The sequence below is a fragment of the Micromonospora sp. NPDC003944 genome (genome assembly GCF_053605225.1).
Map to the genome: position 1 here is coordinate 90,464 of NZ_JBSGIV010000019.1, position 13,717 is coordinate 104,180.

At 71.0% G+C, this 13,717-nt stretch carries 12 protein-coding genes; 10 read left to right on the forward strand and 2 right to left on the reverse strand.

What is annotated here, in order from left to right:
• Positions 1–9: 9 nt before the first annotated feature.
• The 8 genes from ACWER9_RS12555 to ACWER9_RS12590 all read left to right on the forward strand — a co-directional run bounded on the left by ACWER9_RS12555 (position 10) and on the right by ACWER9_RS12590 (position 9,089).
• The gene (locus ACWER9_RS12555; RefSeq protein WP_452301928.1) at positions 10–1,092 is read left to right on the forward strand and encodes a hypothetical protein; all 1,083 of its coding nucleotides are present in this window, start codon (positions 10–12) and stop codon (positions 1,090–1,092) included.
• 391 nt (positions 1,093–1,483) lie between these two features.
• The gene (rpsB, locus tag ACWER9_RS12560; protein WP_452301929.1) at positions 1,484–2,365 is read left to right on the forward strand and encodes a 30S ribosomal protein S2; all 882 of its coding nucleotides are present in this window, start codon (positions 1,484–1,486) and stop codon (positions 2,363–2,365) included.
• Positions 2,366–2,498: 133 nt separating this feature from the next.
• The gene (gene tsf, locus ACWER9_RS12565) at positions 2,499–3,326 is read left to right on the forward strand and encodes a translation elongation factor Ts (protein ID WP_452301930.1); all 828 of its coding nucleotides are present in this window, start codon (positions 2,499–2,501) and stop codon (positions 3,324–3,326) included.
• A gap of 161 nt (positions 3,327–3,487) precedes the next feature.
• Positions 3,488–4,255, forward strand: coding sequence for a UMP kinase (gene pyrH, locus ACWER9_RS12570; protein WP_030335195.1), 768 nt, complete (start codon positions 3,488–3,490; stop codon positions 4,253–4,255).
• An 84-nt stretch (positions 4,256–4,339) separates the two neighbouring features.
• Positions 4,340–4,897 (forward strand): ribosome recycling factor, encoded by a 558-nt coding sequence (frr, locus tag ACWER9_RS12575; protein ID WP_452301931.1) that lies wholly within the window; start codon positions 4,340–4,342, stop codon positions 4,895–4,897.
• A 292-nt stretch (positions 4,898–5,189) separates the two neighbouring features.
• A complete protein-coding gene (locus ACWER9_RS12580) occupies positions 5,190–6,605 on the forward strand; it encodes a phosphatidate cytidylyltransferase (RefSeq protein ID WP_452301932.1) in 1,416 nt (471 codons plus the stop codon).
• A 104-nt stretch (positions 6,606–6,709) separates the two neighbouring features.
• The gene (gene rlmN / locus ACWER9_RS12585; protein WP_452301933.1) at positions 6,710–7,867 is read left to right on the forward strand and encodes a 23S rRNA (adenine(2503)-C(2))-methyltransferase RlmN; all 1,158 of its coding nucleotides are present in this window, start codon (positions 6,710–6,712) and stop codon (positions 7,865–7,867) included.
• Positions 7,868–7,898: 31 nt separating this feature from the next.
• The gene (locus ACWER9_RS12590) at positions 7,899–9,089 is read left to right on the forward strand and encodes a DivIVA domain-containing protein (RefSeq protein WP_452301934.1); all 1,191 of its coding nucleotides are present in this window, start codon (positions 7,899–7,901) and stop codon (positions 9,087–9,089) included.
• 83 nt (positions 9,090–9,172) lie between these two features.
• Here the strand turns inward: ACWER9_RS12590 and ACWER9_RS12595 are convergent, their stop codons facing one another.
• Positions 9,173–9,394 carry a DUF2631 domain-containing protein gene (locus ACWER9_RS12595; protein WP_278151023.1) on the reverse strand — a complete coding sequence of 74 codons (222 nt, stop codon included), beginning with the start codon at positions 9,392–9,394 and terminating at the stop codon, positions 9,173–9,175.
• Positions 9,395–9,592: 198 nt separating this feature from the next.
• Between ACWER9_RS12595 and ACWER9_RS12600 the strand changes: the two genes are divergently transcribed.
• Together ACWER9_RS12600 and ACWER9_RS12605 are read left to right on the forward strand one after the other, a co-directional pair.
• Positions 9,593–11,173 (forward strand): Rieske 2Fe-2S domain-containing protein, encoded by a 1,581-nt coding sequence (locus ACWER9_RS12600; protein ID WP_452301935.1) that lies wholly within the window; start codon positions 9,593–9,595, stop codon positions 11,171–11,173.
• 157 nt (positions 11,174–11,330) lie between these two features.
• Positions 11,331–12,029 carry a TMEM175 family protein gene (locus ACWER9_RS12605; protein ID WP_452301941.1) on the forward strand — a complete coding sequence of 233 codons (699 nt, stop codon included), beginning with the start codon at positions 11,331–11,333 and terminating at the stop codon, positions 12,027–12,029.
• On the opposite strand, the gene ACWER9_RS12610 is transcribed toward ACWER9_RS12605, so the two are convergent.
• Entirely contained in the window at positions 12,018–13,613 is a 1,596-nt protein-coding gene (locus tag ACWER9_RS12610) for a phytoene desaturase family protein (protein WP_452301936.1), read from the reverse strand. The genes ACWER9_RS12605 and ACWER9_RS12610 overlap by 12 nt on opposite strands.
• Between the last annotated feature and the right edge of the window lie 104 nt (positions 13,614–13,717).

A 13,717-nucleotide genomic window follows, 5' to 3' on the forward strand; every position in this document is an offset into this window, starting at 1 on the left:
TCGCATACGGTGCCTGACGTGGACGGACGACGGAGTTTTCCGGAAGATCAGGAGTCGCGCTGGTACCCCGACGAGCGGGGTCGAGGTTACGGCGAGTCGGAGTGGCGCGGCGCGGGTGAACCCCGGTACCGGGACACCGAGATTCCCGAGCAGCGTGGCGCGGAGGACGGCCGCTCCGTCGAGGACACCGGCGTCGGCCGCCGCCGCGAGCCGGACCCGGGACGCTTCGGCGCCGTCGACGCGAGCCGCTTCGGTGGTACGCCGGAGTCGGACTCGGGTCGTCTGAGTGCGGTGGACGCGGGTCGTTTCGGTGCGCCGGAGCCGGACTCGGGTCGCTTCGGTGCCGTGGATGACCAGAACGGTCGGTTCGGGGTCGGTGAGGCTGATTCGGGGCGCTTCGGCGCGGTGGACCCGTTGGGCGCCGCCCGGCCGGAGGTGGACGGTTACCGGGCCACCCGCTCGCGGAGGGCGGACCGGGACCCCTCCGAGACCTCCGGTGAGCTGCCCGGTCGCCGGGCCGCCCGCGAGGCGACCGCAGCGGGGTCTCCGCTGACCGACGTCGCGCCGGAGACTGCCCGGGACGCCACAGCGACACCGGTCGCGCCGGCCAGTGTGCTGGCTGAGCAGGCTCGTCCCGCTTCGCTCGGTGGGTACCCGATCGTCGAGCCGACCCGTGGTGCCAGCGACACGCCGCACCCGCTGGAGATGCCGACCGGTCCGATGCCGGGGATCGGGCCTCGCCCTGACCTGCCCAGCGGCGAGCCAGCGGTGTACCCGCCGGCCGTCGACGGCGTCTATCGGACCCGTCGACCGGTGCTGGCCGTACTCTTCGCGCTGTTGGTTCTGATCTTCGAGGTCCCCGCGCTGCGCGTGCTGCTGGCGGGCGTGACCGGCGACCCGGTGAACGCCGGGAACGTGGTGGTGGGCATCGCCCTGGTCGCCGGCCTCCCGATCTTCGCGATCGGGCTGTACGGGCTACGGACCGGCGGCCTGTCGCTCGCCGACAACGGTCGGGGCTGGCTGCGCCCGCCGACGGCCTACCTGACCGTCGGCCTGGTGCTCTTCGTGGCAGCCGCGCTCGCCGCCGGCTGACCCGGCCCGACCCGGCGCGCCGCCACCCCGGCGCGCCACCGGCCCGGCGCGCGCTGACGATCGGGCAGTAACCAGGAAATAGTGGCCTCCGGTGACGCGGAGGCCACTATTTCCATGAACGAGCGCGATCTTTCCCGCAACAACGGCGGAAGCGGCGGAGCGGCACCCCGCGCGCACCCCGGGGCGGCTGAACGGGTGAGGGGCGTACACTGGCCAACTGGCGACCGCCTCGTGCGGTCGACCTCGCGTGCCCTCTTCACGAATCGTCGTGGAGCGACGGCCTCCCTGGTCCCGATCTTGGTCGGGTCCACCATGGGTCGGCGACCAGGCACCAGGACGCCCGGCCACCGGCCGGGCGTGACAACCAGGGACCTTGAGGAGTACCCCCACCATGGCCGTCGTGACCATGCGTCAGCTGCTGGAGAGCGGTGTCCACTTCGGGCACCAGACCCGGCGCTGGAACCCGAAGATGAAGCGCTTCATCATGACCGAGCGCAACGGCATCTACATCATCGACCTGCGCCAGACCCTCGACTACATCGAGAAGGCGTACGAGTTCGTGCGTGGAACCGTTGCCGAGGGTGGCAGCATCCTGTTCGTCGGCACCAAGAAGCAGGCCCAGGAGGCCATCGCCGAGCAGGCGACCCGGGTCGGCCAGCCGTACGTCAACCACCGCTGGCTCGGTGGCATGCTGACCAACTTCCAGACCGTGTACAAGCGGCTCCAGCGGATGAAGGAGCTGGAGGGCCTGGGTGACCTGAGCGGCACCGCCGCCGGTTACACCAAGAAGGAGACCCTGCAGCTCTCCCGCGAGAAGATCAAGCTGACCCGCACCCTCGGTGGTCTGCGGGACATGCAGAAGCTTCCCGCCGCGGTCTGGATCGTCGACACCAAGAAGGAGCACATCGCCGTCGACGAGGCCCGCAAGCTGGGCATCCCGGTCATCGCGGTGCTGGACACCAACTGTGACCCGGACGAGGTCGACTTCCCGATCCCGGGTAACGACGACGCGATCCGCTCGGCCGAGCTGCTGACCAAGGTCGTCGCCGCCGCCGTCGCGGATGGCCTGATCGCGCGTTCCGGCCGTCGCCGGGGCAACGACGAGAAGCCCGAGGGTGTCGCCAGCGACGAGCCGCTGACCGAGTGGGAGCGCGAGCTGCTCGAGCCGAAGAAGGCCGACGAGTCGGCCGCCCCGGCCGAGCAGGCCGCCACCACCCCGGAGCAGCCGGCGCAGGCCACCACCGAGCAGCCGGCGGCCGCCACCGCGGAGTGATCGCACCGCCGCTGCCCGCCGTCCGTTTTCACGAACGGTGGGCAGCGGCGGTACGCCGGGCACGATCCGCCCGGATCCGGGTAACCGGCACCTCTGACCATCCACACGCCGTCTCAACACCGAAGAGAGAGCCATGTCCCAAATCACCGCCGCGGACGTCAAGAAGCTCCGCGACCTCACCGGCGCCGGCATGATGGACAGCAAGAAGGCGCTGACCGAGGCCGAGGGCGACTTCGACAAGGCCGTCGAGATCCTGCGCGTCAAGGGCGCCAAGGACGTCGGCAAGCGGGCCGGCCGCACGGCCGCGAACGGCCTGGTCGCCCACTCCGGCAAGTCGCTGCTGGAGCTGAACTGCGAGACCGACTTCGTCGCCAAGACCGACTCGTTCATCGCGCTGGCCCAGCAGTTGGTCGAGCACGGTGACCGCTCCGGCGTGAACTCCGCCGAGGAGCTGCTCGCCACCGAGCTCGACGGCAAGGTCGTCGCGGACCTGATCCAGGAGCAGTCTGCCAAGATCGGCGAGAAGCTGGTGCTCAACCGGTTCGCCCGGGTCGAGGGCACCATCGCCATCTACCTGCACCGCAAGGCCCAGGACCTGCCGCCGGCCGTCGGCGTGCTGGTGTCGTACACCGGCAAGAGCGACGAGGCCGGCGACGCCGACGCCCGTGGTGTGGCCATGCAGATCGCCGCGATGCGGCCGAAGTACCTCACCCGGGACGAGGTTCCGGCTGAGGTCGTCGAGTCCGAGCGGCGCATCGCCGAGCAGACCGCCCGCGAGGAGAACAAGCCCGAGGCGGCCCTGCCGAAGATCATCGAGGGTCGGGTGAACTCCTTCTTCAAGGACTTCGTCCTGATCGAGCAGTCGTCGGTGGCCGACAACAAGAAGTCGGTGAAGCAGCTGCTGGCCGAGGCCGGCATCGAGGTCACCCGCTTCGTGCGGTTCGAGGTCGGCCAGGCCTGAGCCGCCATCGGGCGCCCCGCGTGCCCGTGGGCAGAAGACGTCAACGAGGAGGCCGCCGGTGTACGTGACAGGCACCGCGGCCTCCTCGTCACATAGGGTCAGCAGCGGCAGGTTCGCGGTACGCGCCGCACGGGGCGTGCGCGTGGGGAAGGGCGGGGCGGATGACGCAGGTTGTGAGTGACCGGACGCTGGAGCTGGACGACCCGACGGCACCGCCGCCGGGGCGTGCCCGCCGGGTGGTGCTGAAGCTCTCCGGTGAGGTCTTCGGTGGCGGCGCGATCGGCGTCGACCCGGACGTCGTCCAGGCCATCGCCCGGCAGATCGCCACCGTGGTCCGCCGCGGCGTGCAGGTTTCCGTGGTGGTCGGCGGCGGCAACTTCTTCCGCGGCGCGGAGTTGCAGAAGCGTGGGATGGACCGGGCCCGCGCCGACTACATGGGCATGCTCGGCACCGTGATGAACTGCCTCGCGCTCCAGGACTTCCTGGAGAAGGAGGGCATCGAGACCCGGGTGCAGAGCGCCATCACGATGGCCCAGGTCGCCGAGCCGTACATTCCGCTGCGTGCCATCCGGCACCTGGAGAAGGGCCGCGTGGTCATCTTCGGCGCCGGCGCCGGGATGCCGTACTTCTCCACCGACACGGTGGCCGCCCAGCGGGCGCTGGAGATCCGGGCCGACGTGGTGCTGATGAGCAAGAACGGCGTGGACGGCGTCTACACCGCCGACCCCCGGATCGACCCCACCGCCAGCAAGCTCGACTCGATCACCTTCTCCGAGGTGCTGCGCCGCAACCTGCGGGTGGCCGACGCGGCGGCGTTCAGCCTCTGCATGGAGAACGGCCTGCCGATGCTGGTCTTTGGCGCGCAGGGTGACGACACCATCATCCGCGCGGTGGGTGGCGACAAGATCGGCACCCTGATCACCGCCTGAGTCCCGCCGACGGCGACGACGGCAGCGCGGTCTGACGACTTTCAGCAGAGCCCACGACGAGCACAGAAGGAGGCGAGGAGACCGGTGATCGACGACACCCTCCTCGAGGCCGAGGAGAAGATGGAGCGTGCGGTCGAGCACGCCAAGGAGGAGTTCGGCGCCATCCGTACCGGGCGCGCCAACCCCGCCATGTTCTCCAAGGTCATCATTGACTACTACGGCACGCCCACGCCGCTGACGCAGATGGCGTCCATCGCGATCCCCGAGCCGCGGATGGCCATCATCAAGCCGTACGACAACTCGCAGATCAACGCCATGGAGAAGGCGATCCGCGACTCGGACCTCGGGGTGAACCCGAACAACGAGGGCACGCAGCTGCGCATCCTGCTCCCGCAGATGACCGAGGAGCGCCGCCGCGACATGATCAAGGTGGCGCGACACAAGGGCGAGGAGGCCAAGGTGGCGGTCCGCAACGTCCGCCGCCGTGGCAAGGAGGAGCTGGACCGGATCGTTAAGGACGGCGAGGCCGGCGAGGACGACGGTCGCCGCGCCGAGAAGGAACTCGACGACCTGACCCAGCGGTACGTGGCCAGCATCGACGATCTGGTGAAGCACAAGGAAACCGAGCTGCTCGAGGTGTGATCGTCCGCCACGTGGCGGGTGAGCTGCTCCGAGGCCCGTTCCCCGACGTGGGGACGGGCCTCGTGCCGTATCTCGGGTCGGGCCGGCGGCGGGGGTGCCGTCCGTCGGCGTGCCTCGTCCGCCGTGCCGGTGCGGTGTGTGCAGTAGGCTCGGCAGGATTCCCGGCCACCGGGCGGTGAACACCGGGGATCGACCGACCGTCGGGGCGGTCAATCGGAGGAACATCGCACGTGTAGGGGATGCTTGTGGTCTTGCGTCATGTGGTGGTTCTCGTGCCGCGTCGCGGTGCGTGATGTCCCACCCCGACCCCTACGGCAGTGAGCCTCGCAACTGGGACCGGCCGGAGCGCCCGGTGGCGCTGCCCTGGCCGGACCAGGAGTTGGAGGCGGGCCGCTGGAGCCGCCGTCCGGCCGCCGGCCCCGAGCTGTACGCCGACCCGCAGGCCCGGCCGTATGCGGACCCGCACCCGATGGACCCGTACGACGAGCGTGGCCGCCCGGTCCGGCCGGACGACCGTTTCGACGACCGTGACCGGCATGACCGTTTCGACGGTCGTGACCGGCACGTGGACGACCGCAACCAGCCCGACAGGTACGACGACCGGGGTCGCGGTGACCGCTACGGTGACCGCGCGCCGGACGGTGCTCCACCTCCCTACGGCAGCCGCCCCCGTCCCGACGGGCCCGGCCGGTTCGACGGCCCAGGGCCGTTCGACGGGCCGGTACGCCGTGACGACGACGCCGACTACCCGACCGCGCAGTTGGCGCCCATCGGGGCCGAGATCGGGCCGGATCCGGCGGTCGAGCCGGAGCCGGAGCCGACGGCCGGTCGACGGCCGAAGGGGCGACGGCGGGCCAGCCTCGACCGACCGGCCACCCAGCAGGTGGGCACCGGGCGGGCCGGGCGCAACCTTCCGGCGGCGATCGGGGTGGGGCTCGGCCTCGGCGCGCTGATCGTGGTGCCGCTCGTCGTCTACCCGCTGGCGTTCCTGCCGGTGATCGCCGCCGCGGTGGCCGTCGGCATCTGGGAGATGGCCCGCGCGGTGCGACGCAGTGGGGCGCACCCGCCGCTGGTGCCGTTGATCGCCGGTGGCGTGTTGACCGTGGGCCTGGCCTGGTTCGCGGGCCCGGACGCGCTCAGCCTGGGCCTGCTGGTGACGGTGCTGGGCACCATGATCTGGCGGTTGGGTGACGGGCCGGCCGGCTTCCAGCGGGATCTCACCGCGGCCACCCTGATCGCCGTCTACGTGCCGTTCCTCGCCGGTTTCGCGGCGTTGTTGGCGGCGGCCCCCGACGACGGGCCGCTGCGCATCCTTGCCACCCTGGTCGGGGTGGTCCTCTCCGACACCGGCGGGTACGCGGCCGGCGTCTCGTTCGGCAAGCACCCGATGGCCCCGTCGATCAGCCCGAAGAAGTCCTGGGAGGGCTTCGCCGGTTCGGTCACCGCGGCGGCCCTGGGCAGCGCGTTGCTGCTGTGGCTGATGTTCGACGTGGCCCCCTGGTGGGGTGCGCTGTTCGGGGTGGCTGTCTCCTGCGCGGCGGTCCTCGGCGACCTGGCCGAGTCGATGATCAAGCGGGACCTCGGCGTGAAGGACATGAGCAACCTGCTGCCCGGCCACGGCGGTCTGATGGACCGCCTGGACTCCATCCTGTTCGCGGTGCCGACGGCCTACCTGCTGTTGGCGGTCCTCGTGCCGGTGGTGAGCTGAGGGATGAGTCACGTCAACCTGGCCGTCCAGCTCCGGCGGTCGCGGCCCGTTCGACACCTCCGGAGCGGCACCCGACGCCGGCGGCGTGACACACTGGACCAGCCATGACGAGCCTGCCCCTGATTCCCGCCATCTCGGTCGCCCCCGCCGCGCGCCGGGCCTCGATGCCCCCTCAGCACCTCGCTGACCTGGACCTGGCCGGCCGCCAGGCGTTGGTCACCGGGTTGGGGGAGCCGGCCTTCCGCGCCAAGCAGGTCTCCAACCACTACTTCGGGCGGTTGGTCCGCGACCCGCAGGCGATGACCGATCTGCCCGCGGCGACCCGGGAGCGACTGGCTGACCAGTTGCTGCCGACGCTGCTCCACCCGGTGCGCGAGTTGGCCTGCGACGACGGCGCGACCCGCAAGGCGCTCTGGCGGCTGCACGACGGTGCGCTCGTGGAGAGCGTGCTGATGGGCTATCCGGACCGGGTGACCGTCTGCATCTCCAGCCAGGCGGGATGCGGCATGGCCTGCCCGTTCTGCGCGACCGGCCAGGCCGGATTGACCCGCAACCTGTCGACGGCGGAGATCGTCGACCAGGCGGTGTACATGGCCGGGGTGGCGGCGTCCGGCGTGGTCGCGGGTTCCCCGCCGAGGCTGTCGCGCGTCGTCTTCATGGGCATGGGCGAGCCGCTTGCCAACTACAACCGGGTGATCGCGGCGATCCGTCGGCTGGTCAGCCCGGCCCCGGAGGGGCTCGGCCTGTCCCAGCGGCACATCACCGTTTCCACGGTCGGCCTGGTTCCGGCCATCCACCGACTGGCCAGCGAAGACCTCTCTGTGACCCTTGCGCTGTCGTTGCACGCGCCTGATGATGATCTGCGCGACGAACTCGTGCCGGTAAACCAGCGCTGGAAGGTAGCCGAGGTGCTGGACGCAGCGTGGGACTACGCCGCCCGGACGGGCCGTCGCGTGTCTATCGAGTACGCGATGATCAAGGACGTGAACGACCAGCCGTGGCGAGCCGACCTGCTCGGGCGGCTGCTGGCCGGCAAGTTGGCCCACGTGAACCTCATTCCGCTCAATCCGACGCCGGGCAGCCGCTGGGACGCGAGCCCGAAGCCGGTCGAGCGGGAGTTCGTCCGGCGGTTGCGCGACGCCGGGGTGTCCACCACAGTTCGGGACACCCGAGGTCGCGAGATCGACGGCGCGTGTGGCCAGCTCGCCGCCGCCGAGGACAACGACACCAACACCGACCGCGCCGGAGAGGCACCGGCGTGACCGGGCGTGGCGAACGAGACCAGGAGACATAGTGGCGAGTCAGGGTCAGCGTTTCCGGCGCAAGGCGCTCCGCCGGGGATACAAGGTCGACGAGGTGGATGCCTTCCTCGACCGGGTCGAGGCGACGCTCGACGGCCGACAGGTCGGCGCCCCGGTGGCCTCCCAGGAGGTTCATGACGTCGTCTTCCGGGTCCGCTTCAACGGCTACGACGAGTGGCAGGTCGACCTTCACCTGGACCGGGTCGAGCGGCAGCTGGCCGAGCTGGAGGAGCGCAACAGCGCCGGGCGCGGTGGCGACCCCCGGATGGGTGACCGGATGGGCCCACCGGACCGAATGGGTCCGCCGATGCGTGACGACCGGGGCATGGTCCCGCAGCCGATGCCGCCCCGGCCGATGCCCGCGCAGGCCGGCCCGCCCTACGGCCGTTACGACGAGCCGACAGGTGCCTTCGCCGGTGGGTACGACGCCCCGCGCGGCGGTGGTTACGACGCGCCCCGTGGCCCGGCCGGTCCCCCGATGGGCCCCGGTGGTCCGATGGGTCCCGGCCCGATGGGCGGCCACGGCATGCCGCAGCGTGGCCTGCCCGCCGGCCCCAGTGGGTACGGCCCGGACGACCAGCGCGCGCCCGGTGGTTACGGCCCGGACGACAAGCGTGGCGGTTACGGCCCCGACGACCAGCGTGCGCCCGGCGGTTATCCGCCGCCGCCGGAGGAGCCGCGTTTCGACGGCTTCGAGGCCGGCCGGCACGGCCGCACCGACATGACGGCGGAGATCCGGATGCCGGAACGGGACCTGCGCGACATGCGCCGTGGTCCGGGCGGTCCGCCTCCGCTGCCGCAGCAGGGCATGGGCGGCCCGCCGATGGCCGGCCCGCCCGCGGTTGCCGGTCCGCCGATGGGTGGCCCCCCGATGGGCGGCCCTCCGATGGCCGGTCCGCCGATGGGTGGCCCTCCGATGGCCGGTCCGCCCGGCAGTGACCTGTACCGGGTGGACCAGATCCGCCGCAGCTTCCAGGTGCGCCGGTTCGGCAGCGGGTACGACCCCGACCAGGTGGACCGCTTCTTCGACACCCTGCTCGGTGGCATGCAGCGCCGCAACCCGATGCCGGTCGACCCGAAGGACCTGGACACGCTGCGGTTCGGCCTGGTGCCGGGTGGCTACTTCGAGGCCGAGGTCGACGCCGCGCTCAAGGACGTGCAGGACATCCTCTTCGGGCGCTGACCCGAGCGTACGGACGAGGGCCCGTCCCCCGGTGGGGGCGGGCCCTCGGCGTACGTCGGCCGGTCGTCCGGCGGTGGGTCGGGTCAGGAACGCAGACCGCTGCGCCGCAGCACCACATCGCCGATCACGATGATCAGCAGCAGCGCGGCCAGGCCGATCAGCCAGATGTCCTCGACCCTGCCCTCGTGGTTGCCGCAGATCATCGCCAGCAGCGCCAGTGCGGACAGCACGGCGCCGATCTGCCCGGCCCTGCGGTGCCCGGGCTTGTGCTGGTCTGGCGACGTTACCGGCTCGCTTCCTGCCACTGTCGGTCCTTCCCTCGCGATCGGATCTTTGGTTAGTCTGGCACGCCTCGTGCGCGGTGCGGTGGGGTGGGGGTTTCCTGGCCATCGGCCCCTGCCCAGCTCGGCTGGACGGCACTACCGGCGTCGCGGGGTGGCGGTCAGACTCGCTCCGGTAGCGTTTGGCGTACACCTGATTGTCTGTTTGAGGGGGACTGTGCGGTGCGAGTGACCGGAACCGGGCACGCCAGCATGCGGATCGACACGGCTGCGGGCAGCATCCTGTGCGACCCGTGGGTCAACCCGGCCTACTTCGCGTCGTGGTTCCCCTTCCCGGACAATTCTCTGCTGGACTGGGAGACCCTGGGGCAGGTCGACTACCTGTACGTCTCCCACCTGCACCGGGACCACTTCGACGCGAAGCACCTGCGCGACTTCGTCTCGAAGGACGCCACGGTTTTGCTCCCCGAGTTCCCCACCTCGGAGATGGAGGACGAGTTCCGGGCGCTGGGCTTCACCACGTTCCTCAAGGCGCCCAACGAGCAGGTGGTGGAGCTGCCCGGCGGCCTGAAGATCATGATCCAGGCGTTGACCAGCCCGACCGACGGGCCGATCGGCGACTCCTCGCTCTGGGTCGAGTACGACGGGGTGCGGTTGCTCAACCAGAACGACGCCCGCCCCACCGACCTGAGCGTCTTCGCCGAGTTGGGGCACGTGCACGCGCACCTGCTCCAGTTCTCCGGGGCCATCTGGTACCCGATGGTCTACGAGCTGCCGCAGGCGGCGAAGACCGCGTTCGGCAAGCAGAAGCGGGACCGGCAGTTCGACCGGACCTGGCGCTACATCGACGACCTGAAGGCGTCGCACGTCTTCCCGATCGCCGGCCCGCCGTGTTTCCTCGACGACGAGTTGTGGCAGTTCAACGACATCCACGGCGACGAGGGCAACATCTTCCCGGACCAGTCCGTGTTCCTGTCGGAGTACGCGAAGGTCGGCGGCACCAACGGGATCGTGCTGCTGCCGGGCAGCGTCGCCGAGGTCACCACCGAGGGCGCGAGCACCACCCACCCGGTGCCGGTGGAGGAGTTCTTCGCCAACAAGGTCGCCCACCTGGAGGAGATGCGGGAGCGCAAGCGCCCGGTCATCGAGGCGGAGAAGGCGTCCTGGCGGCACCCCGAGGTGGATGTGCTCGGTGAGATGAAGCGTCGGATCGAGCCGCTGCTCGACGAGTCGATCTACCTGGCCAAGGGTGTCGGCGGCCCGGTCCGTTTCGACCTGGTCGGCTACGACGCTGAGAGCGTCGAATCCATCGTGGTGGACTTCCCGGGCAAGGAGGTCCGACCGTACGCGGACGAGAAGGTCCGCTACCGCTTCCGGATGGAGCGGTCCTTGGTCGAGCACCTGCTCTTCATCGACGAGGTGGACTGGGTCAACTCGCTCTTCCTGTCCTGCCGGTTCTCGGCGGCCCGGATCGGCCAGTACAACGAGTTCGTCTACGCGTTCTTCAAGTGCCTCTCCGAGGAGCGCCTCCAGTACGCCGAGGGCTGGTACGACGAGCACGAGCGCAGCACCGACGCCGAGGACATCACGTTGGGCGACTGGGTGGTGCAGCGGCGCTGCCCGCACCTGAAGGCGGACCTGACCCGCTTCGGCATCGTCGACGGTGACCAGCTCACCTGCCAACTCCACGGCTGGCGCTTCGACCTGCCCAGCGGCCGCTGCCTGACCAGCGTCGGCCACAAGGTGCGAGCCCACCGGGTGGACGCGGAAACCCCCGCCCCCGCCGGCGAAGCGGTCATCTGATCCCACTCCACCTTCGCGATCATGCACTTTCCGTGGCAGCAAAGCGCGCCAATCGCCCCATGACGGCGACGGAAAGTGCACGATCGCGGGTGGGGTGCTCGTGACGGCCGCACCCGGCGGGCCGGCGGCGCACCCCGCGGGCCGGCGGCAACCGGGCATGGGGGCGTGGGTGGCGGGGGAGATCGCGTACCGGTACGGGCGCGGCCGGGAGAAGATCCGGGACGCTGGCCGGGTGGAGACGTTCAGCGACGGCGTCTTCGGGGTCGTGCTGACGGTGATGGCCGTCGAACTGCTCCAGACCGGTCCGGCCAGGGAGAGCGGGCGAGAGCTCCCGGACGCCCTGGCCCACGCCTGGCCGTCCTACCTGGCGTACGTGATCACCTTCGCGATCGCCGGGCAGGTGTGGCTCGCCCACCACAACCTGTGGCGGTACGTGGCCCGGGTCGACCAGATGCTGCTGGTCTTCAACCTGCTCGTCCTGCTCTTCATCGCCACGATCCCGTTCACCGCCGATCTGCTGTCGGACAATCTGCGCGGCAGTCCGACCGAGCAGCGGCTGACCGCCGCCCTCTACGTCGGCACCGTGCTCGGTGAGGCGATCTCCGTCAACCTGACGTGGTGGTGGGCCCGTCGGCACGGACTCCTCCACCCGGACCTGGACCCCCGGCTGGCCAGGACCATCGCACGGCGGATAGCGCTGAAGCCCCTGTTCTACCTGGTCGCCTTCGCCATCGTCTTCGTCGACCCCATCCTCAGCCTGTGCGCGTACCTGCTGCTCGTCGGCTTCTACCTGATCGGGGGGCCGGGTGACCTCCGGCCCTCCGACCGCCCCAGCCGGGGCCGGTCAGCGACCTAGGTCGCTGAGGATGCGGCGGGCGGCGTTGTGGCCGGCCGCGCCGATGACGCTGCCGGCCGGGTGGCAGCCGGCGCTGCCGGCGTACACGCCGTCGACGCCGGTGGCGTACGGCATCCGGTCGGTGAACGAGACGGTGTTGTCGACGTGGTGGATGTGGCCGCCGCTGATGCCGAAGTGCGCCTCGATACCGGGCGGCGGCAGGGGCACCGCGTCGGCGATCAGGTCGCCGGTGCCGGGCGCGTACCGCTCGACGATCCCGATGAGCCGGTCGACGTAACCGGGCAGCTCCGCGTCCCAGGTGGTGCCGGCCAGCTCGTAGGGGACGGACTGGACGAAGAGCGCCGACGAGTGGTGCCCGGCGGCGTCGGAGAGCGACGGGTCGACGGTGGTGTGCAGGTACCACTCGATGGTGGGCTCCGCCGGCAGCAACCCGGCCTGCACGTCCGCCCACATGGCCCGCAGCGCGGTCATCGGCGAGGTCGCCTCGCCGCCGACAAGCGACGCCGGCCCGGGCAGCAGGTGGATGGTCGAGCCGAACGGGCTCGGCGTCCCGTCCGGCAGACAGGAGAACCGGGGCAGCCCGGTGAGCGCCAGGTTGAGCTTGAGGGTGGTGCCGGGCCGGCGGACCGCCGCCATCCGTTCGCCGAGACGCGCCGGGAGCGCGCCGTCGGGCAACAGGCCCATCAGGGTGTACGGGTCACACGCGCCGAGCACCACCCGGGCGGCGACCTCTCGACCGTCGGCCAGCACCACTCCGTTCGCCGCGCCGCCGTCCAGGGTCACCGCGTGCACAGGCGTACCGGTGCGGATGGTCGCTCCGGCGGCACGCGCCGCGTCGGCGAACGTCCGGGAGACGGTGCCCATCCCACCTTCGGCGATCATCCAGGTGCCACCGGATCCGGGCAGTCGGCACATGTTGTGGACGAGGAAGTTGTGGCCCGTCCCGGGGTCGTCCGGGCCGGCGTTGAGCCCGGACAGGCCGTCGGTGACCGCGTACATGCTGACCAGCAGCTCGGAGCGGAACTCGAAGCGGGCCAGGTAGTCGGCGACCGAGCCCCGCACGAGGTCGACGAAGACCTGACGCAGCTCCGGGCGGACGTGCCGCTCGGCGGTCTCCTCGACGGTCAGCGGCTCCGCCAGCCAGGCCGGGGCGAGGTCTTCCCGCAGCGCGGCCAGCTCGGCCTGCATCGCGTCGTCGGCGGCCACGTCGGCGGGGGAGAAGAACTCGGCGAGCTGCGCCCGGGTGGCGGTGGTGTCACTGCCGAAGAGGAGGTACGGCGAGCCGAGCCCACCCGGGGTGGGGAGGAAGTAGTGCGGGTCCCGACGCAGCACCGGGATCCGGACGTCGAGCGTGGCGAGCAGCTCCGGAGGCATCAGCCCGAGCAGGTACGAGCCGGTGGAGTGGCGCAGCCCCGGCACCCTGGGGAACGGGTTCTCGGTACGGGTGGCGCCGCCGATGACCGTGGCGGCCTCCAACACGAGGACGTCCAGACCGGCGCGGGCCAGCAGGATCGCGGAGACCAGACCGTTGTGCCCGGCACCGACGATGACCACGTCCGCGCGGGCCGGAATCTCACTGCTCATGCCACCGCACCCTAGCCCGCCCACCCACCCCACCCCAATCCCCCACCCCACCCCGCACCCCTCCGGCCCCCGGCAGCCCGCGGTGATCAAGAGGTTTGCGTCAA

Coding starts and splice junctions, on each gene's coding strand:
- rpsB (WP_452301929.1), top strand. CDS start 1,484: ATGGCCGTCGTGACCATGCGTCAGCTGCTGGAGAGCGGTGTCCACTTC.
- tsf (WP_452301930.1), top strand. CDS start 2,499: ATGTCCCAAATCACCGCCGCGGACGTCAAGAAGCTCCGCGACCTCACC.
- pyrH (WP_030335195.1), top strand. CDS start 3,488: ATGACGCAGGTTGTGAGTGACCGGACGCTGGAGCTGGACGACCCGACG.
- ACWER9_RS12580 (WP_452301932.1), top strand. CDS start 5,190: ATGTCCCACCCCGACCCCTACGGCAGTGAGCCTCGCAACTGGGACCGG.
- rlmN (WP_452301933.1), top strand. CDS start 6,710: ATGACGAGCCTGCCCCTGATTCCCGCCATCTCGGTCGCCCCCGCCGCG.
- ACWER9_RS12605 (WP_452301941.1), top strand. CDS start 11,331: ATGGGGGCGTGGGTGGCGGGGGAGATCGCGTACCGGTACGGGCGCGGC.
- ACWER9_RS12610 (WP_452301936.1), bottom strand. CDS start 13,613: ATGAGCAGTGAGATTCCGGCCCGCGCGGACGTGGTCATCGTCGGTGCC.